A 20,531-nucleotide genomic window follows, 5' to 3' on the forward strand; every position below is an offset into this window, starting at 1 on the left:
TGGTAGTATCATGCCTCAACCTCCTCAATTTTTATGGTTTCATAACTAAGCATTAAGGGATTTCCTGTTTTGGAAACAAACTCTAGCTTTTGCCCTACTACTACTGTCTCTAAATAAACGAAGCTTCCGCACCAAACGCTTTTTTGAAATGGGCCACAATCTACAACTGCGCCTTGAGCTGTTATTTTCCACCAAAGGAAATCTTGCCCTTTATCTTCAAAGTGTACCTTAATCATGCCTGTGCCTCCTGTGCTTTACGTTTCTGAATTTCTGTGTAAATTCGGCGAAGAGAGCCGCCAGTTTGTGCGTAAATTTCTTGCGTGTTATTAAGACCATTAGCCTTGGCAATCATTTGCACCTGTTGGCGAATAAACTTTTTCTTTTCCTCGCCACCATCAGGAGTAACCTTTTGCAGCTTAATGCGTCCGTCTTTCTCAAACTTGCCACCGTAACGGCTAAAAATCTCAACGTATCCGACCTTTTTGCGGCCCATATTACGCTCAATTTTGTCCTTCAAACCATCGGCTCCCATCATGTACCAACCGCAACGGCGTTCGGTAGCATTCCAAAGTGCTTTAAGCTCCAACCATGCACCATAGTCTAAATCGCCAGCCTCGTCAAGAATAATAATCGGGTAAGAAATAGAGCACAGATAGTAAACAACATCTTCGTATATGTCCTGATATCTACCAGTATGAGTTAATCCCAATTCTTTCGCAATATGTCGCACAAGCTTTTGCTTGGTTTTAACCTGCGAACAATCCACATAAACCGCATTTTTAGCAGTTTTTACAAAGCATTTTGCTGCGTAAGTTTTACCTATATCAGCATCATCGCAAAGCATCCCGCTTAACGAGAACTGTTGGCAAGTAGAAAGCTGACCTGTTATGTATTTAAATACAGGAGTGGCAGCCGTTATCATTTCGGTGGTGTTACCGATATGAACATCTAAACGGCGTGCAATGGTTAACCATTTAGGATCGGATAAAACACCATTTAATTCGCCATTAAATACACGGCTAAGTTGTGCCGATGCAATTCCAATAGACGTTGCAAACTTGGCATTAGATGAGTAATTCTTACGAGCGGCGTGCATCGCCTCAATAATTCTTTTCTTAACTTCTGTTGTAATCATGATATATGTGTGTTAATTATTATAAATCTCCTATCGCATCACGCGTATAGAATTCTTCGCTATAATCATTTTCAAATTCTTCCTCTATATCGTCGAAGTCATTCAAGTCGGGAGTAATCGCTACAGTTTCAATTTTCTCCTCGGCATATTCTTCGTTGTTCTCAATTATCTCAACCTTAGCAAGTGATTTCTTGCCACCTTTGGTCATTGCATCAAATTCCGATACATATTTCGATTGCTGTTGATAAGCTTCTAAATCTTTGTGGGTCTGTTCGGCAGTTGCTTCGTTGTATCGCTGTATCTTATTACATTGTGCGATAAACTCACCATCTTGGTAAATGTAAACCTCACCAATCGTCTGATCTTGATTAGGGATGTAGTAGGCAACTACATTGTAATTGTTAGGTTCTAGCAAGTTTAAAGTCTCAACGCTTGGTAATTGGTAAAACTCATATTGCACCTGTACATATTGATTACGACGTACACTTGTTTTCACCTTTTCGCCAATTGCTTTTGCAAGTACTGGCTTGTCAATATTCGCCAAATCAGGATTAAGATTTTCCTGCATTACTTGCATGCGGGTTTTACCCGGATATAACTTTTGCTTAGGGTGCAAATCGTTGTTGTATTTCTCTATTGTAAATAGATCGTCGGCAACAACCTCGTCAAACGATTTGTGCTTGGTTTTGTAGTTGTTGTTTTCCGCATCAAATATCTTTTCTTGTGGTGGTCGGTTGGCCTCTAATTTCGAGTAAAAACGGCCTATTCCTTCCTGATATTTCTTTTCATACCCGTACTTCTTGGCGCGGTTAAAATGCTCAGCTCTTTTTTCTTGCGAGTTACCAGGATTACACCAACGTACAAATGGGAATAAAACGCCCGCTTTCATAAAGTCATCTTTGTACTGATTTACCAAGTGGTGCTCAACCTCAACTTCCATAGGCATGCCAAAACCCCAGTTATAAATATTGCGGAACATGTCTCGCATACAGTCAATAAATAAGCTCTTATCTTTCAATCGGCTGTAACTTGCACCAACTACACAACCACTGGCAACATCGTAAGCATAGTAAGCTTTCACACGTGTACCGTCCGATAATTTGTGCGGTATGTCGCGGTCATCCATTGATATCTTACTCAATGAGTAAACAGGAGCGGTACGGTGGTGGTGAGGGCGGTGCATATTATTATAAGCGTGGCTGTCATTTCTTGCCATGTCAACAATTGCACGGTTTTTCGGATTGTTCAGGTAATTCCATATAGTAGAATCACTCACAAATACAGGAACACCATTCTTATCTACAAATGCATCGCGATCAAACACCTCACCACTTTGCATATCAACCACATCAATTGCACCACCTAAAAATTGTAAGTACAAATCATGAACACTTTTCGAGTATGGTTTATTTGGTAATGTATAAAGCGATAAAATCAAGCGCTCCATATCTGCCGAAACCTTACGGCTATTGTCGTTGCAGTAGTTCTTATGCACAAGGGCCATATATCCCTCGTCTTTGTATTTCTTCAAACGGTCTTTTAGTCGTCGGCTGTTTGCCGGAAGAGTGTGGGGGTATTCGTCTTTTAGGCTCTCAACCACCTGAGCCATTTTATCCCAAACACCCCTTGCACTTCCACCTAAAGCTCTACGCTTTGCAACCTTATCACTATCGAACCTTATTAACGCATTTAATATGTTGGCATTTGTACAATATTCTTGTATTGCTTTTTCGGGTAAGCTTCGCCCATCCTCCAATCGGTACGAACTATAAAACTCAAGGGCCTCAGCATCGGGCGAAATCATTGCCTTAAATTGTGAGTGCTTCGTAGTTTTATGAGGATCGCCAACCTTGGCAATTATTACCTTTTTAAAACGCTCGGGAATACTATCAAAGGCAATAAGTCCGGGTGTACCTTTACAAGCACGGCGCTCAGACTTTAACCAACCGCGTTTTTTAAGAGCCTTGTAATTACTTTCAGTTACAATGCCCTCGCTAATCAGCCAGCCAGATTCAACACATAGTATGTTATTATAGTATTCCACGAGTGAGTTGTGATAATTAAAATTTACTTTTCGGTAGTTTCTTCCTCAGAGTTTTCAGTTCCTTTTATCAGATATTCGCGATTTGCGATTATCTTCCCAAGGGCGGCGACAGCTTCTTTGTGTTTCTTCTTTTCTTCGCTGCGTAGAATTTTGCCAGTGTTATTCAGGCTTTCGCCTATCATTTCAGCCACTAACGCAACATCTCCCCTTCGTTTTTTTGCTAATAATTCTTCTAAATCCATTTTTCTGTCGTATGTTTGTACCGTTACTGGTACAAATATATGTCACAATCTGCGAACAAACAAGAAAAAGAGTCACAAATCGCGACTATTGAAATAATAGAACGCTTAAAATCTGCCTATCAGCTAGATACAGATAGCGTCTTAGCCGAGTTTTTAGGGGTTAAGCGCAATACTATATCAAGTTGGAAGAGTAGAAACACCATTAACTATGATCTAATATTCGCAAAATGCGACGATCTTAATCTAAATTGGCTCATCACTGGCGAGGGCCAACCATTCAAAAAGAATTCTTACAAAGAGCCAAGCGAATCAGTTGATTTGGTGCAAGATGCAAAAGGGGCTTACCATGGAATAAGCGGCAAAGCCGTTGCAGTTACCGACATTAGTGTGGCAGCGGGTAACGGTGGTTTTGCTAACCAAGATTACATTACCAAAGAAGATACAATACAATTGCCCGACCAAATGTTGGGGCAAGGTTACCATATATGCGTACGTGTAAAAGGCGATAGCATGTCGCCAACACTACAGGATAGCGGCTATGTTGTTATTCGCTTATTGGAAATAGAGGAGTGGCAGCACATGCGCGATGAGCACATATATGTAGTATCCGATAAAGAGGGTAAGGCATATTTAAAGAGGGTAAAGAACCGAATCGAACGCGGCTTTATCACTCTAATGTCCGATAATCCCGATAAATCCAGTTATCCAAACTTCAATCTACAAATCGAGGAAATACACACTATTTGGCATGCCGAATGGTACTTTTCTGCAAAAATGCCAAACATCCACGATCAGTATTATTCAAGGCTCCAACGCCTCGAAGATCGCTTCGACGATTTGGCGGCCCAACTCAAAAAAGGCAAGTAACACACACGTTTTACGGCTACATTTTCACATTCTCAACCTCAATCGATTGATATTCTTTTAGTTGAGTTGATTTCTCATGTTTTAACCTGTTTAATTTTGTGGTATTATACCCCTTTTTAAATGTCGTTTTGTTTAAATTTTGTTATTCAAAAGGCTAGTTTCTATCGTTTCATTGGGTTGTTTTTTGTGTGTTTTGTAACCCCATTTGTAACCCCAATTGTAACCCCATCTAAATTTGAATCAAATTGTCACAAACTTAAAGGCATTTAAAAAGCGACCTCCAAAAATATGGAAATCGCTTCGTATATTATCCTTTAATCTGTACGTATAAACGCCTGATTCTAGCGTGTTTTAATCAAATCTTAGTATATTTGTTCGCATCGTTTTAATTGTCGTTTAAATGCCGCTTAAAAACCGCTTTAAAATTAAACCTCAATTCAAGCCAATTAAAGCAAACCGCACAATTCGTTTTAAACGGCAAAAACGTAAAGCGTTAATAATCAATTAAAAATCAATTATCAATTTGTACAATTCGTTTTCATCCCCTTAAATGGAAATAACTTAAGAACAATATGCAACAATTTTTATCCGGATTCGAATCCGCTTTTTCATATCTAATCTCATTATCTCTTTTTGATCATTTTTTGATTCTATTGCTTTTCGGGATTGTTTTGCAGCTAAAAGAATGGAAAAATTTATTTTCACTTTTTCTTGCCCTTGGTATTGGTTCTCTTGTGGGATTACTGTTAGCATGTTTTAAAATCACACATTTCTCCTATTCAACCATCAGGTTGGCAACAGCAATTTCATTATTGGCAGTTGGAGTTCATCATGTGATTTCAAACAACTTATCGGCAAATGCCATTCGATACAATTTTTTCGCATTAATAGGATTAGTAGTTGGCACGAGTATTAGCTTACACTACCTGAAAGCATTTGGGAGCAACTTTAAATTCATTCACTTATCGGGTTACAGCCTAGGAGTATTGGCTTCATACCTAATAGTTATTTTAGCAGGATTGTTGACTTCTACCTTAATCATTGCAGTATTCAAAACCGATAGGAAAAGCTTTAAGCTTTGCATTTCGGGAATTGGCATTGGAATAGCCTTGGTTCTTATTTATTTGAGATATTAAATAAAATATGCGAATCGAGATGATTCGCATTTTTTTTTGCTTCAATATTATCTTGTTACACTTTATGTGTCAACTGATCTACTTTACTGATCTCCATAAAAGAAACACCCTTAGATGGACCAAAACTACCTCCAATGATAATCACCATATCATCACCTGTGAAGTATTTCTTTTCCATTAAAGTATACATCGATTGTTTCACGTACTCATCTCTACTAGCTAATAATTTTCTATAACCAGCTTCAACTCCATATGAAAGAGCCAATTCTCGCATAACTCTTTTTGAATAACACAATGCATAAACCGGAGAAGTTCCTCTATAAGCTGAAAGATAACGGCCTGTTCTTCCTGTTAAGGTATCGGTTACAATTGCTTTTACAGGAAGTAATTGAGATGATTTTACTGCTGATCGAGCCAAAATTGCTGTTAACTCCTGGTTACTAGGCACAAAATTCTTTCTTGTATCAGGATACAATTCTTTCTCAACCTCAATGGCAACCTCTTTCATTGTACGAACCGACTCAACCGGATAATCACCATAAGCAGTTTCTCCACTTAGCATGATAGCATCAGTTCTATTATATATTGCATTTGCAATATCACTAACCTCTGCACGTGTTGGTCTAGGACTTTTAATCATTGAATGGAGCATCTGCGTTGCAATAATCACAGGTTTTTTACGCTCCATACATTTTCTAATGATTTTTCGTTGAATAACAGGTAATTTTTGTGCAGGTATTTCAATAGCCAAATCGCCTCTTGCAACCATTATACCATACGCATGATCAAGAATTTCGTCAATATTATCAACACCTTCCTGATTTTCTATTTTTGCTATGATTTTAACTTTGGAATCATATTTATCCAGGATTTTTTGAATTTCAATAACATCCTCTTTGTTTCTAACAAAGGAATGAGCGATAAAATCAATATCCTGTTCGATAGCAAAGTCGATAAAAGTTCTATCTTTTTTAGTAAGTGAAGGTAGTTTGATAGAAACTCCAGGTACATTTACACTCTTTCGATTTTTAATTGGACCTTCGTTTCTAGCCTCTACAAGCAAGAAGTCATCATGCTTTTCAATAACTAATAACTCAAGTTCTCCATCATCAATCAAGATCTTCTTACCTACTTCTACATCATTTACAAAATCTTCGTAGCTAACCAACAAGCAGTCACCTGCCTCTTCATCCTCCTTCTTTCCCTTAATTTTAATCTTATCACCACTATTAAGGAATAAATCATCTTCAACATCTACTGTCCTGATCTCAGGACCTTTTGTATCCACAAGTAATGCTATTCTGTCTGAAACAGCTCTTACATTGTCAATCACTTTTTGTGCATCGGCATGTGTTTGATGTGCTGTGTTTAGCCTTACAACGTTCATACCCTCTTCAAAAAGTTGTGTAAGAAATTCAACATCACATCTCTTGTCAGAAATCGTTGCAATAATTTTCGTATGCTTCTTCATAGAAAAACTCTTTCATTATTAGTTTTGGCAATACAAAGATAGGCAATATTACCACAAGGCTATAGGCAAATATTCTATAGCATAAATTGCAAACGATGTAAAAAAAACTTTTATCACAAAAAAGTAAACTTTAATCCAAACGAGACAAAAGAGCCTCTATCCCTAGACGATAAGAATCCAATCCAAATCCTGCAATTGTGCCGATACAATCCTTTCCAATCATTGTTTTTCCTCTGAAAGATTCTCTCTTATGTACATTTGATATATGTACCTCAATAACAGGCGCATTCACAGCAGCAATAGCATCACCAAGAGCTACAGAGGTATGAGTATAAGCGCCGGCATTTAGAATAATACCATCATAATCGAAACCTACACGGTGTATTTCGTCAATTAATTCACCCTCTATATTAGATTGATAATATTCGAGTTGAATTTTTCCGTACATCTTCTTTAACTCCTCAAAATAAGTTTCAAACGAAACCTCTCCATATATAGATTTTTCGCGCACTCCAAGAAGATTTAGGTTGGGTCCATTTATTATCAAAAAATTCATCTTATCAAAAAAAATTAAGGTTAAACATAAATACTATATGAAAAATTTGTCGGCTTACGTAATATTTTTTTAAATTGCACACAAGAATTATCATAAACATTTCGTATATTTAAACGACTGAGTAAAGCTACAAATTATAAAGCAAATTATTTACAACTATAACTACATACTAAAAACTGGATAAAAATGAAATGGACAACAACAATTGAAAATTTTAAGACCTACCTCACCTTAGAGAAGTCGCTCTCTAAGAACTCGGTAGATGCTTACATTAATGACATTACTAAGTTAACTACTTTCTTTAGAGAAAAGAATATTGAGGTAACTCCTGAAGAAGTAGTGCTTCAACATTTGAAGGATTTTGTAGCTTGGATTAATGATGCAGGTACTAGCCCTCGCACACAAGCACGTGTAATTTCTGGTATTAAAGCTTTCTTTAAGTATTTATTACTGGAAGAAATTATCGAAAAAAATCCAACTGCTTTATTAGAAGCTCCAAAAATTGGACGTAAACTTCCTGACACTTTAACAACAGACGAAATTGACGTTTTAGTAAAGGCTGTTGACATGAACAAGTCAGAAGGACAAAGAAACCGTGCAATTCTTGAAACTTTATATTCTTGTGGATTAAGAGTGTCTGAATTAATCGACTTAAGAGTTTCTAACCTTCACTTCCGTATGGGATTTATTAAAATTCATGGAAAAGGAAACAAAGAGCGTTTAATTCCAATTGGAAAGAAAGCTAAAAAAGAAATCAAATTATACCTTAAAAACTATCGCGGTAAATTAAATATCGATAAGGATAGTGAAGATATCTTGTTCTTGAACAGAAGAGGTCGTAAGTTATCACGTGTAATGATCTTTACTATCATTAAGAACTTATCTAAGAAAGTTGGTTTGAAGAAAAATGTTTCTCCTCACACTTTCCGTCACTCTTTTGCATCTCACTTGGTAGAAGGTGGTGCTGATTTAAGAGCTGTACAAGAAATGTTAGGTCACGAGTCAATTTTAACAACTGAAATTTACACTCATTTGGATAGAGAATATTTGAAAGAAACAATCAAAAATTTCCATCCAAGATCTAAAGACTAATTGAATTTTCTTTCCATTTTATAATGGAATTTTGAAATAAATGTCACTTTTTACACCTCCAAGGCGGTTGCTTTGGAGGTTTTTTTATAACTTATAGTTAGAATTCTTCCTGCTACTCTACCTCTCAAGCGCACCCTGTACTTAATCATAATTTTTAATTATTTAGAACTCGTAATTTTTACGCAAACGTTTGTATTTCAAAGAAAAGATGGGATTATTTTAAACAAAAAAAGAAGGGAAAATTGAAAAAAAGAAGCGTTTTCAACGTCCCTAGATCAATTTTCCCCACGGTAAAAGTAGTAAAACTTACTGAGAAATAATACATTAAAAATTACAAAAAAATATATACATAGTAGGATTTATGCATATATAGTCATACTTTTGGAGCTCCAAACCAAATATTAAATGTCACATGAACGCTATTGAAGTTAATATGATTACAGAATTACAAGAATCATTAAAAAAGCATTCTAACATTCAAGAGAATCTTTCACGAGAATCTCTAATTACTCAAGCAGTAGAAAACAAAGAAGCTGTTTTAACAAAGAACGGCTCACTTGCAACATGGACACCTCCTCATTCTACAGGTAGAAGTCCTAAGGATACTTATATTGTAAGAAATCCTGAAAGTGAATTAAATATAGACTGGTCATCAGCCAATAATATTGCTATGAATCCGCAAACGTTTTCGATGATTTTTGAAGACGCTTTAAAGATGATTGATGAAAAAGAAACAGTTTATACCACAGATAGAGTAATTGGTGCAGATTCTAAATATGCATTACCAGTAAAAACCATTACTGATAAAAGTTTAAGTCAGGTTTTTATTGACAACATGTTTAGACCAGTACCTAATGATCTTCACAAATCGATTTTTGCAAATGATGAATTTCATTTGATCGCTTTACCAAACAACAAGTTGAATAAAGAGCGCTACAAAGGCTTGGTAAGAGAACTTCCTAATGGAGAAACATCTGACATTTGTGTTGTTGTTGATTTCGATCAAAAAATCGGTATTGTTATTGGCTCATCTTACATGGGTGCAATGAAGAAATTGATGTTTACAGTAATGAATTACTATTTACCATTTAAAGGTGTTCTTCCTTTACACTGCTCTGCTAACGAAGGTAAAAATGGTGATTCTGCTCTTCTATTAGGACTTTCTGGCACTGGCAAAACAACTTTGTCGGCAGATCCAAACAGAGCTCTTTTAGGTGATGACGAACACGGATGGAGTGATGATGGTATTTTCAACTTTGAAAATGGTTGTTACGCTAAAATGATCGATATCAAACCAGAAAACGAACCGGAAATTTACGAGGCTGTAATGCACGAAGATGATTACACCAAACATGGCGCAATTATTGAAAATGCAATGATTTATCCAAATGGAGAATTAGATTTCTTTGATGATAGATTTACACCTAACTCAAGAGCAAGTTATCCTCTTAATTTCTTAAAAAATATCAAAGAAAGTTCAACCTCTGGAAATCCAAATACTATTTTATTCCTTACAGCTGATGCGTATGGCGTATTGCCTCCAATCTCAAAATTGACTAAAGAACAAGCAATGCTTTGGTTCCTCATGGGATACACTTCGAAATTAGCTGGTACTGAAACCGGAGTAACTGAGCCACAGGCAACTTTCTCACGTTTCTTTGGACAACCATTTATGCCTTGTAATCCAAATATCTATGCAGAGATGTTAGGTGAAAAAATGGAAAAACACAATACCAATGTTTTCTTGATTAACACTGGCTGGAGTGGTGGTTCATACGGAACTGGCTCTCGTATAAAGTTAAAGTATACAAGAGCAATGGTAGATGCAGCTTTAAATGGAAAATTAAATGATGTAGAATATACTGAAGACAAATTGTTTCATGTAAATATTCCTGCTGTTTGTGAAAATGTTCCAACTGAAATCTTAAATCCAATTAATACTTGGGAAAACAAGGAAGATTACAACAAAACAGCAGAAAAACTAGCTAAAAAATTCTCCGTTGATTTTGACAAATCATATGGTAATCAAAATATTCCACAGGATATCCTTTCACAATGTCCTGGAAAATAATTAACTCTACTTGTTATTTTATTCTTATTCAAAAAAAAAGAGTCTCAATCGAGACTCTTTTCTTTTGTCAAATATCTTTCTGTCACTTCTTCCGAACGAAGATCTTCATATCTCATTCTCACTCCTAATCTATCATGTACAATTTGAGTAATACTAGTGGTTTCCACCATCTCTTTTCTATTCATTAACAATCCATTATACAAATCATCACAACCAGCATTTTTATGAAAATTAAGAACATTTGAGCATGATAATTCATCCATAATTTTCCAATCTGCAAACCAATCTTTTCTCATTTCTCTTGCAGTTTCATCATACAAAGTTGATGATGACCAGATCTCAGCTCTTTTGGGATCAAGTTGCTTATAATGAACAGAACTACCATCCCATCTAATTTCCTCTAACGAAACTTTGTTTTCATATCTTACAACAATCATTGTAAATGGTTCAATATCCATGAAATCAAAATTCAATATAAAATCGATTGAATTTTGAAATCGTTCATATTCCAATACAACAAGTCCTCTACTCTTTTTATAGGGTGGTTCATGTTTATGCTTAACAAAAGCCCCATTTAATAAACAAACACTAAAATATTTATTACACAACATCCAAGTTCCATTTCCTTCAGGATCTTTGGGGTACAGGCTTTCAATATTATTATTGATATACTTACTTGGCGGTAATGCTACTCTATTCGGATCTTCATCTCTATTGGTAGTGAAAATGAAATTCTTTTCCTCTGTTGGTATGTATGTTAATGTGCACATAAGTCGTCTCTATACCTGATTGTCGAGTATGCTATCCCAAAATTTTTATGCAATTTAATATCTGGAAACTCTTTTTCAATTGCAATACGAATAATGGCCATATGATGAATTGCATGTTCAATATTGTATATCAACTCTCGGTCTATACTTGAAGGAATTGAAACACTATTTTTTCCTTCGCTATCGTAACTAACAACCAATATTAATTCCTTAGTAGGCTGTTCACTTTCCACCCAATTAAGAGCTTTCCTTAACCTTTGCAAAGCCAACACCAAACTAGCTTCAGTTTCACTACAATGTACCCTATGATCATAGCTTAATGGCTTATTCTCTTTGTAAGCTTCAATTAAAATATCATAAAACTCAATAATATGGCGCATATGTTTGCCTATCGTATTTTGGGACAAGAGGCTTAATTCCTTACAATATAGTACAGGATTTATATTTTCACACAAATGAATTAGTTGGTTTAAAATTTCTCTATTAGCTAATAAAATTTGATTCTGCATAGGAATGATACAAATGGTTATAAGTACAAGATATCAAATTATCAATATATATCATAGCTCTTAGCAGTTTTAACAAATACTTATCTGATTTTATTCAAATCAACTTTTAATAAAAGAGAAATTACTACCTTAAAACATCATTTTAATCATTATTCAGAACAGCTATGAGTAGAAAAATAAAAATCCCATTCATGATTTCTAAGTGGTTTCATTTCGAGTTTTGGCCATTTTGGTTTTTCTACATCCCAATGTTTTTTTACGGATTTTACCTTGCAATTAAAGCTAAAGCATTTGCTTATTTCACCCCAACCAATCCTGCAATGAAATTTGGAGGTGCATTTGGTATGGATAAAATGAAAATTCTTAGTCACCTTGACAGGAAGTATATACCTCAAGGTTTTGTAGTAAACTCCTCCCTACCAATATCTGAAATAAAGGGATTAATGAATAAACACGAAATAGATTTTCCAATAGTGTGCAAACCTAATATTGGGGAAAGAGGTGTTGGGGTCGAAAAAATTGATTCCGAATCTGATCTTCTTCCTTTTTTAAAAGACAAGCACGAAGACATTCTTTTTCAAGATTTTATCGACTACCCTATAGAATTGGGTGTATTCTATCATCGCTTCCCTATTTCAAAAAAAGATGGAATAACTTCGATTGTAAGAAAAGAGTTTCTCACAATCACAGGTAATGGAAGATTAAAGTTTTCGGAATTGGTAAAGGCAAATATCAGGGCTTCGAGCAGAATATCTTACCTAAAAAACAAATATAATTCTAAATGGAATCAAATCATACCAAGTGGTATAAACTATAAACTAGAACCCATAGGAAATCATAATAGAGGAACCAAGTTTTTAAATGGTAATGATCTAATAAATGAACAATTGGTATCTGTTTTCAGAGAAATATCAAAACCATTAGATGGGTATTATTACGGTCGTTTTGATATGAAGGTAAACAGCATTGAAGACTTGTACAAAGGAAGAAATATCAAAATTATAGAATTAAATGGTACCAATTCTGAACCAGCACATATCTATGATCCTGATTTTCCTTTACTAAAAGCTTATAAAGTGATAATACAACACATGAGATTGGTATATGAAATCAGCATGGAAAACAGGAAACTTGGTTACGAACCTGATTCATTTAAAGAAATTATGAGAGCTTTATACAAGCGAACTTTTACCAAAAAAGCATAAAAAAAGAGAGGATTTATCAGTAAAATCCTCTCTTTTTTATAATAAAGTTCTGTTAAAATGTGAATGCTATATCAATTTCCAACTGATTCATATCCAAATTAATGGTTTGATTATGACCGGTAGGCATACCTGTATTTGTATCAAACTCATAATCCATTGGATTATATCCTTTAACTGATGCTGGTAATGCATAACAGAAGGCTACATGTACTGCTTTTCCAGAATTTCCAATATTCTTACTAAATCCAAATGTAACATGATCTTCAATCACACCAGGAGCAAGAATATTAAACAATACTTCTGAGCTTTGAATTGGTTGTTCAGTATGAGAATATCCTGCACGCAATGTCCAGTCTTTAATACCTGAATATTCCATACCAAATTTCAATATGTTGATATCTTCCCAACCAAAACCAGCTCCATTGTCCGCTCCAAGTGGTACATGATTTGGATTTGGAGTATAATCTGCTGGATTATTTGGATTTCCACCTGGATTCAAAAATGCAGGTGGCAATGCCATTGGATCCATTGGATTTGAAACAGAAGCAACATCAGTATAATTAATTCTCTTGAAATCTGCCATCACAGCCCAGTCTTCATTAATTTCATAAGCCAAACCAATGGTCCAAGTTGAAGGAATATTAAAGTCACCTTGCTCAGCAAACAATCCAGCATAATCATCAAATTCACTCATATATAACATGGTCTGATAACTAGCTCCAAGAGTTAGACCTTTGGCCAATTTACCCATGTAACCAAGTTTGAATCCAAAACCAGTAGCATTATCCATACCATTATCAGTTAACTTATCAGGAGCACTTGAAAATGGTGCAAAAGCTCCCAGGCCTTTAGCTTCAAACATCTGGTATGCTATTAAACCTGTTATACCAAAGCTATGGTTTTTAGCAATATTTCTAGAATAAGATACTCCAAGAAACATCTGCATTAGATTTACTCCAGTAGACCCAGTACTACCAAAAGTTCCCATCTTACTTCCATCCGGTAATGTTGTAGGCGGATAATCCGTGTTCATTCCACCATTTCCAAACAAAGCAATAGAGAAACTACTTTTATCATTTAACATCCAGTTTGCACCAATTGAAGGAATAACAAACATTTTGCTATCACTTTTAACAGTCCCTGGAAGCAAACCAAAAGTACCAGGCATCATAGAAGGGTTACCCGTAACAGTATATTCTCTATTCGGATTAAACAATCCAACACTAATAGAATATTGCTTTCCTAAAGAAACCAAACCTGCTGGGTTTCCGTTGATTAAAGAATTTTTATACCATGCGATACCAACACCACCCATACCTTTACTTTGAGTACCGTACCCACAACTAAAATATCCATCGGTTGCCATTGCCTGATTTGTTACAAACATTCCAGAAAGCACCACAACCGCTGCAATAATAATTTTAATAGTTTGTTTCATATTCTTAATGAATTAGTTTTAATTAATTAGGATTTGAACACAAAATAGAAAGTCTAATCACATCCACATATGTTGTATATCATATATCTACATATTAATCCTATGACATTTTTAACTATCTATATTTTAATACTTTATTTTTTTGATTTTTTACACAATCGGCTAATTTTTATTTAATGTAAATAAACAGATTATCAACTACTTGCATAATTAAAAATTCAAGAAGATATATATCATTGATGTTTCCGATTTTTATCTATCTAATTCACAACAGGTATCAAAAAAGCCTTTTCGAAATTTATCGAAAAGGCTTCTTTTTATATTAATTGTTATACTAACAACCTCCTGCAGCACGTTTTTTCTTTTTGCGCTTTTTAATAGTAGGCTTTGTTTTTTTCACAGTATTGGTATTCGTTACCACAGCATTTCCACCTCCCAAGGCAGCACTTGCACCTTTTCTAAAGTCATATTTTGCAATTTCATCATCCGCCATAACAGATTTTGGTGCCTGAGGATTTAAAATGGTTTCTGCCCAATAGTTTAATCCGCCTTGCATAACAAAATTGTTTTCGTATCCCAATTGTCTAGTCAACATCCAGGCTTCATTTGCCTTTAGGTTCCCATTCGAATAAAAAACATTCATCTTCACGCCTTGATCGATATACTCCTCATATTCATCAGATAGAATCTGGGTTAAAGGAATATTGATTGCTCCTGGCAAGCTATATTTTTCAAACTCTGCCTGGCTACGAACATCTATAAGCTGAAGACTAGGGTCTTTTTGAACCAACATATCGGCAAGCTCATCAGTACTAACAAATTGTGTTCCATCCTTCACTTCATCAAGCAATTCTTCTGCCGTTAGTTTAAATGGTTTAGTTGTATTTTCGGGTATCGCTGCAATAATTATCCCTAAAGGAATAAATACAGAAGCTAATATTAATCTCATTTTCATTATCGTGATTTTTGGTCATTAATAATTAGTACTCTTCACGTGGGAATTTCTTTTCAGCCCATTCGCCAACCCAAAACATTGCAAATGCCATCAGAATAAGGCCAAGAGCAAATACACCTCGTGGAATATCAAGCAATTCATTCATTGTTGGAGTACCAATAAAATTAGCTTTATACATTTCTTCAAACAATGGATATCCTTCCGTAAAAAATACAATACCTAAAGTTAATCCACCGATAAAAGCAAGAGCATCAAGTTTTCCAATTGATATTGCACAAAATGCAGTACCCGGACAAAATCCTCCCATAATAAAACCAACACCCATAACTACTCCACCAACAATTGCTGAAGTTACATAAGTTGGGTTGATATATACGAAATCTAAATCCATCCAACCAAAAAGACTAAAAAATAACATTCCAACCATTGCTGTAATTGCAGCAGTAAAGAATACTTTTAATACTGTTGTGTCGTATCCATAGAACATTCCTGCCAATTTACAACTTGAAGAAAAACCACTTCCTTCCAACACAAATCCAAATCCGATTCCAATTAAAAATGCAATTAACAAATTGGTATCCGGTGAAATTATTTCATTAACAATTAATGGTGCCATAATTTATTTGTTTATACATTTAAAATTAAATCCAATTCTTTCTAAAAAAGTAAGCCAACGCAAAAGCAGTTCCAAATATACAAGCCATGGTTAGAAAACCTCCAACTGATAAAACTGCCATTCCGCTTAGTGCAGAACCACTGGTACATCCGCGCCCCAGTTGTGAGCCAAATCCGAAAAACATCCCACCAAGGATGGCAAAAATAATTCTTCTTTTAGATGTAATTTTTGGTGAATGTTCAACCTTAAATTTTAAACGTTTCGCAAAAGCTCCCGATAAAAATCCACCTACCAAAACTCCCATCATTTGAAATACTAACCACGATTTCATCGGGTTTTCATGGCTCTCATTATAGTTTTTATAAAATGCTGAATTTTCAGCATGGCTAGGAGCAACAGTATTTACTGTAGATACCACTGCACTTTTAATTGCTCCACTTGCTCCCAATCCACGACCAGAAACAAAATTTGCAGCCAAAAGAACAAGTCCTAACAATACTCCTCCGATATACGGATTAAAGTATTTTGTTTTTTTCACTTCGCTCATTTTATAGTGTTTTAAAGTTTTTCAATAATTAGATTAGTAAAGCCATCTGCTTGCCTGTCCTGCGTAAGCAATAATAAATCGAAGCATAACACTTCCAAAAAGCACCAACACAACAGGTATTGCAACAGGAATTTTAAATCCTTTCAACTCCATTCCTTCAAGGATTGCAGGAACAATCATTCCCAAGAACACAACGAAAATCCAGAATGGTGCAGTATATGCTCCTCCTAAAAATAAATTGGCAGCATCAATCTGCACCTGAGTACTTGCCAAGAATCCCATAAACATATGGATGATCAAGAACAATTCAATTCCAATAATCATTAGATCCAATTGTGCAAATCTCTTACGTTCTAAATGGTTTTTCGACATCCAAATTACAACCGCTGCACCTGCAGATAATCCCGATGCAAGGAACAAAGGGCCAAGTATTGAAGTATTCCAAAGTGGACGAGCATTAAATGCAGAAAATAATATTCCTGTATAAATTCCTAAAATCGCTGATGAAATCAGCATGATCCACGCAAGTGTTTTTTTATGCTTCTTGAAAAATTCAATCAATTCTTCGATTACATCAAATTTCCAATTCCATTTTGGGAATATGTCCTTCATGTGTATCGCCGTCCAAATGATTGACAATGGTGTCACTACCATTAAGGTCCATGCTCCCCAAGACATAGGTGATTCCAAGCGAATGGTGGTATACAATCTCCAGAAATACAATTTGTGGTGCAAATCTAAAAACAAAGCAATAAGGCCCAGAACCAAAGCTATTGGGGCTATAATTGGGGCTATTTTAACTGCGGTTTTGTATTCATTCTCTTTATTACGAATGGTATAAAGGGCTGCAAAAAACATTAAACCAGCAGCCAAACCTCCCAAAAACAAATAGGTTGGAATTTCCCAATGCCAAACATGTAATTGAGGGTCGATTAGAGGATTGTTTCTCCCGCTTACAATAATTTCTTCTCTCATTTTTTAACAGTTTTAGATTAGGAAATACAAATGAGGTTTTGTTCCTGCTTCAGGAATTAAGGTTTTATATTTTCTCTTTTTTAAGATTTGTGAAACTTCACTTCTTGGATCGTCCAAATCACCAAAGTACATACATTTGGTTGGACAAACTGCTACACAAGCTGGCTGCATTCCTTTTTTCACTCTATGCAAGCAGAATGTACACTTGTCTACATATCCTTCTGGGTGAACAAAACGCGCATCGTATGGACAAGAAGTTATACAGGCACTACAACCAATACACTCATTCTTAGTTACAAGTACAGTTCCTCCTTCTGAGTAATGACTTGCACCCGTTGGACAACAACGCACACAAGGAGAATTCTCACAGTGATTGCATCGTTCTGAACGCAGTTCCATTTCCAATTGAGGATAAGTTCCATCCATTACTTCTACAACCCAATCGCGGCAATACCCGATTGGCACATCGTTTTCAGTTTGGCAAGCTACTACACAGTCGCTGCAACCTACACACTTTTTAGTATCAATAGCCATTGCATATCTCATAGCTTACACCTCCGATTTTTTAATATCAGTTCTAAATGTTACAAAGTTTCCTCTCATTCCGGTACCTCCCATAATAGGATCTGTCATTACATTGGTAATTAGTTGAGTATCACTAACTCCTTTACCAAAGCATCTTTTCATTCTCTTATCTGCATGTCCGAAACCGTGTACCATATATATCGAATCGAATCTTATTCTTTCGGTTACTCTTACTTTTATTGGAAACTCAGAAATAACTCCATCTTGATTTTCCAGGTAAACATACTGTCCGCTACTTAAATCCCATTCTTTGGCAACTTTTGGATTCACCCAACAAGTATTCTCATCCATTAAATCTGTCAAATTTGGATTATTGGCAGTTCTACTGAAAGTGTGCATAGGAGCTCTTCCGTATATTAGTCTATAAAATCCTTCTTCTGGTTCTGGATGTGGAGTATAAACCGGCATTGGATCGAATCCTTCTTCTTCTAGGGCAGTAGAATACAACTCTATTTTTCCTGTATTAGTATTGAACTCCACATCTTCTCCATCAGCAAAGTACAAATCATCGAATTCTCGTTCCAATTTCTTCACACCAACGCGTTGCATTTCCTCTAACGAAGTTCCAACTTGCTTCAATTCCCAATCAATCTCTTCTTCTATATTTTCAAATGGAAAATAATCAAGCAGATCAAGTTTTTTTGCTAATTCTCTAGCCATCCAATATGCAGGCTTAGTATTGTAAAGTGGATCAACAGCTGGCATTCTCAAGGCAATACTAGGCTCTCTTCCTTGCGATATTCTAAGTGCATCATATCTTTCCAAGTAAGTACACTCTGGTAAAACCACATCAGCATATCCGGTAATTTCCATAGGCATGGTATCCACAACCGCAATTAAGTCTAGCTCTTGAATAGCTTGAATAGTCTTTTTTTGATCAGGCAAAGTGTTAATTAGGTTGGTTCCATTTACGATCCAAGCTTTTATGGCATAATCCATATCTGGACCAGGAATGGATGCATCACAAACACCAGAAGCTAAAGCTAAGTCCGCCAAATTGTATTTACCATCCATTGCATCACGCCAGTTTTTCTTTGGTTTTGGAAATGCTGGTAATTTATAATGTGGTACTTCTGCCTTTTCAGGATTGTAGAATCCACCACGTCTTCCCCAACTTCCTAGTAATGCATTCAAAATAGCAACAGCACGTAATCTTTGCGTATCATCTCCGTACCAGGTTACATGACGACCTGGATGTACAATTACAGCAGGAGCTGCATTAGCCATTTCTCTGGCTGTTTCTCTAATTTGCTGTGGCTTAATGGTAGTTACACCATAGGCCCACTCTGGTGTATATCGTTGAATGTGATCTTTTAATTGATCAAATCCAAAAGTATATTTTTCAACGTATTCTTTGTCGTATAATCCTTCATTGATGATTACATTCATCCATGCAAGTAAAAGAGCATTATCAGTAGCAGGTTTAATTGGCAACCAATGTTTAGATTTTCCTGCAACTGTTGAAAATCTTGGATCAACAGTAATAATATTAGCTCCTTTATCAATGGCATCTGACATTTCCTGTACCTGACCATTGTGCATATTTTCACCCAAATGCGAACCTATTAACACCAAACATTTGGTATCTCTAATATCGGTATTCTCTGGAGAATTAATTCCTTGTCCAAAAGTTGAAATAAATGCAACTTCTCTTGGTCCACGACACTGAGCATATGAAGGAGCTGCAATATTGTTTGATCCAAATGCTTTTAAAAGTTTTCCGAAGTATTTCCCACCTGAACCATGTGTAAATAAAGCTGTACTCTCAGGCCCATGCTCCTTTTTGATCTGCTTCATTTTAGTTGCAATAAACTCGAAAGCTTCATCCCAACTGGCCTCAACATAGGTTTGATTTCCGTCTATTTCTTTACGAATTAAAGGAGTTTTTAAGCGATCCTCATCGTAATACATTCCAACCCCGCCTGTTCCTCTCGGACAAAAGCGACCATTACAGTTTGGATCTAAATCATTTCCTATGATCTTCTTAATTCTTCCATTCTCATCCTTATAAACCCAGCCTGCACATTTCCAAAAACATACCTCGCAATAGGTCGGAGTCCGAGTAAAATCATATGGTCCCTTAAAGTATGATTTATTATCTTTCACCAAACTATTTGCAAAGGATTCTAATAATCCTCCTCCAAAAATTAATCCGGCGGTACTTAAGGAACTAATTTTAATAAATTGTCTTCTGCTCTTCATCTTGTGACTTCTTTATGCTTTAACACATGAACACATATAGAAAACTATATCTATGGATGTAAACATATATTAAATGAGGAATAGACAATATGCTCTACAACATATTTTTGGGATT

The 20,531-nt window shown here is 35.6% G+C and carries 20 protein-coding genes; 5 read left to right on the forward strand and 15 right to left on the reverse strand.

The features are described from left to right. Nucleotides 1–8: 8 nt before the first annotated feature. From BXY64_RS11915 to BXY64_RS11930, 4 genes are read right to left on the reverse strand one after another with little or no spacing between them, the layout of a single operon-like run. Complete coding sequence (locus BXY64_RS11915) at nucleotides 9–236, reverse strand: hypothetical protein (protein WP_120240220.1); 228 nt, start codon at nucleotides 234–236, stop codon at nucleotides 9–11. After that, the gene (locus BXY64_RS11920; protein WP_120240221.1) at nucleotides 233–1,135 is read right to left on the reverse strand and encodes an AAA family ATPase; all 903 of its coding nucleotides are present in this window, start codon (nucleotides 1,133–1,135) and stop codon (nucleotides 233–235) included. Before BXY64_RS11920 ends, BXY64_RS11915 begins: the two co-directional genes overlap by 4 nt. A gap of 19 nt (nucleotides 1,136–1,154) precedes the next feature. Further along, a complete protein-coding gene (locus tag BXY64_RS11925) occupies nucleotides 1,155–3,179 on the reverse strand; it encodes a hypothetical protein (RefSeq protein WP_120240222.1) in 2,025 nt (674 codons plus the stop codon). A 23-nt stretch (nucleotides 3,180–3,202) separates the two neighbouring features. Continuing rightward, nucleotides 3,203–3,421: a hypothetical protein gene (locus BXY64_RS11930; protein ID WP_120240223.1), complete on the reverse strand. Its 219-nt coding sequence runs from the start codon at nucleotides 3,419–3,421 to the stop codon at nucleotides 3,203–3,205. A gap of 39 nt (nucleotides 3,422–3,460) precedes the next feature. Here BXY64_RS11930 and BXY64_RS11935 point away from each other — a divergent pair, with 39 nt between their 5' ends. Further along, nucleotides 3,461–4,288, forward strand: a complete 828-nt coding sequence (locus BXY64_RS11935) for a LexA family transcriptional regulator (RefSeq protein ID WP_120240224.1) — start codon at nucleotides 3,461–3,463, stop codon at nucleotides 4,286–4,288. 572 nt (nucleotides 4,289–4,860) lie between these two features. Then, a complete protein-coding gene (locus BXY64_RS11940; protein WP_120240225.1) occupies nucleotides 4,861–5,424 on the forward strand; it encodes a HupE/UreJ family protein in 564 nt (187 codons plus the stop codon). A 55-nt stretch (nucleotides 5,425–5,479) separates the two neighbouring features. On the opposite strand, the gene pyk is transcribed toward BXY64_RS11940, so the two are convergent. Next, entirely contained in the window at nucleotides 5,480–6,895 is a 1,416-nt protein-coding gene (gene pyk, locus BXY64_RS11945) for a pyruvate kinase (protein ID WP_120240226.1), read from the reverse strand. 130 nt (nucleotides 6,896–7,025) lie between these two features. Then, a complete protein-coding gene (gene aroQ / locus BXY64_RS11950; RefSeq protein WP_120240227.1) occupies nucleotides 7,026–7,451 on the reverse strand; it encodes a type II 3-dehydroquinate dehydratase in 426 nt (141 codons plus the stop codon). A gap of 186 nt (nucleotides 7,452–7,637) precedes the next feature. Here aroQ and xerD point away from each other — a divergent pair, with 186 nt between their 5' ends. Beyond that, nucleotides 7,638–8,543, forward strand: coding sequence for a site-specific tyrosine recombinase XerD (gene xerD / locus BXY64_RS11955; protein ID WP_054717346.1), 906 nt, complete (start codon nucleotides 7,638–7,640; stop codon nucleotides 8,541–8,543). A 412-nt stretch (nucleotides 8,544–8,955) separates the two neighbouring features. After that, nucleotides 8,956–10,614, forward strand: coding sequence for a phosphoenolpyruvate carboxykinase (ATP) (locus BXY64_RS11960; protein ID WP_120240228.1), 1,659 nt, complete (start codon nucleotides 8,956–8,958; stop codon nucleotides 10,612–10,614). A gap of 44 nt (nucleotides 10,615–10,658) precedes the next feature. Here the strand turns inward: BXY64_RS11960 and BXY64_RS11965 are convergent, their stop codons facing one another. Both BXY64_RS11965 and BXY64_RS11970 read right to left on the reverse strand, forming a co-directional pair. After that, a complete protein-coding gene (locus BXY64_RS11965) occupies nucleotides 10,659–11,384 on the reverse strand; it encodes an NRDE family protein (protein WP_120240229.1) in 726 nt (241 codons plus the stop codon). Further along, nucleotides 11,372–11,764 (reverse strand): hypothetical protein, encoded by a 393-nt coding sequence (locus tag BXY64_RS11970; RefSeq protein WP_120240230.1) that lies wholly within the window; start codon nucleotides 11,762–11,764, stop codon nucleotides 11,372–11,374. Before BXY64_RS11970 ends, BXY64_RS11965 begins: the two co-directional genes overlap by 13 nt. Nucleotides 11,765–12,084: 320 nt before the next feature. On the opposite strand from BXY64_RS11970, the gene BXY64_RS11975 reads away from it, so the two are divergent. After that, the gene (locus BXY64_RS11975) at nucleotides 12,085–13,098 is read left to right on the forward strand and encodes an ATP-grasp domain-containing protein (protein ID WP_147375983.1); all 1,014 of its coding nucleotides are present in this window, start codon (nucleotides 12,085–12,087) and stop codon (nucleotides 13,096–13,098) included. A 52-nt stretch (nucleotides 13,099–13,150) separates the two neighbouring features. Here BXY64_RS11975 and BXY64_RS11980 read toward each other — a convergent pair whose 3' ends face one another. The 7 genes from BXY64_RS11980 to BXY64_RS12010 form a co-directional block, all read right to left on the reverse strand. Continuing rightward, nucleotides 13,151–14,536, reverse strand: a complete 1,386-nt coding sequence (locus BXY64_RS11980; RefSeq protein WP_120240232.1) for an OmpP1/FadL family transporter — start codon at nucleotides 14,534–14,536, stop codon at nucleotides 13,151–13,153. Nucleotides 14,537–14,870: 334 nt separating this feature from the next. Next, nucleotides 14,871–15,491: a rhodanese-like domain-containing protein gene (locus BXY64_RS11985; protein WP_120240233.1), complete on the reverse strand. Its 621-nt coding sequence runs from the start codon at nucleotides 15,489–15,491 to the stop codon at nucleotides 14,871–14,873. Nucleotides 15,492–15,516: 25 nt separating this feature from the next. Then, entirely contained in the window at nucleotides 15,517–16,107 is a 591-nt protein-coding gene (locus tag BXY64_RS11990; protein WP_120240234.1) for a YeeE/YedE thiosulfate transporter family protein, read from the reverse strand. 25 nt (nucleotides 16,108–16,132) lie between these two features. Then, nucleotides 16,133–16,654, reverse strand: coding sequence for a YeeE/YedE thiosulfate transporter family protein (locus BXY64_RS11995; RefSeq protein WP_120240235.1), 522 nt, complete (start codon nucleotides 16,652–16,654; stop codon nucleotides 16,133–16,135). Nucleotides 16,655–16,687: 33 nt separating this feature from the next. Further along, nucleotides 16,688–17,629 (reverse strand): NrfD/PsrC family molybdoenzyme membrane anchor subunit, encoded by a 942-nt coding sequence (gene nrfD / locus BXY64_RS12000; RefSeq protein WP_120240236.1) that lies wholly within the window; start codon nucleotides 17,627–17,629, stop codon nucleotides 16,688–16,690. Between the two features lie 12 nt (nucleotides 17,630–17,641). After that, on the reverse strand, nucleotides 17,642–18,175 hold the full coding sequence (locus BXY64_RS12005) for a 4Fe-4S dicluster domain-containing protein (protein ID WP_120240237.1): 534 nt from the start codon (nucleotides 18,173–18,175) through the stop codon (nucleotides 17,642–17,644). Nucleotides 18,176–18,178: 3 nt separating this feature from the next. Further along, the gene (locus BXY64_RS12010) at nucleotides 18,179–20,416 is read right to left on the reverse strand and encodes a molybdopterin-containing oxidoreductase family protein (RefSeq protein ID WP_120240238.1); all 2,238 of its coding nucleotides are present in this window, start codon (nucleotides 20,414–20,416) and stop codon (nucleotides 18,179–18,181) included. Nucleotides 20,417–20,531 lie beyond the last annotated feature (115 nt).

It is taken from the genome of Marinifilum flexuosum (assembly GCF_003610555.1).
GTDB classification, from domain to species: domain Bacteria; phylum Bacteroidota; class Bacteroidia; order Bacteroidales; family Marinifilaceae; genus Marinifilum; species Marinifilum flexuosum.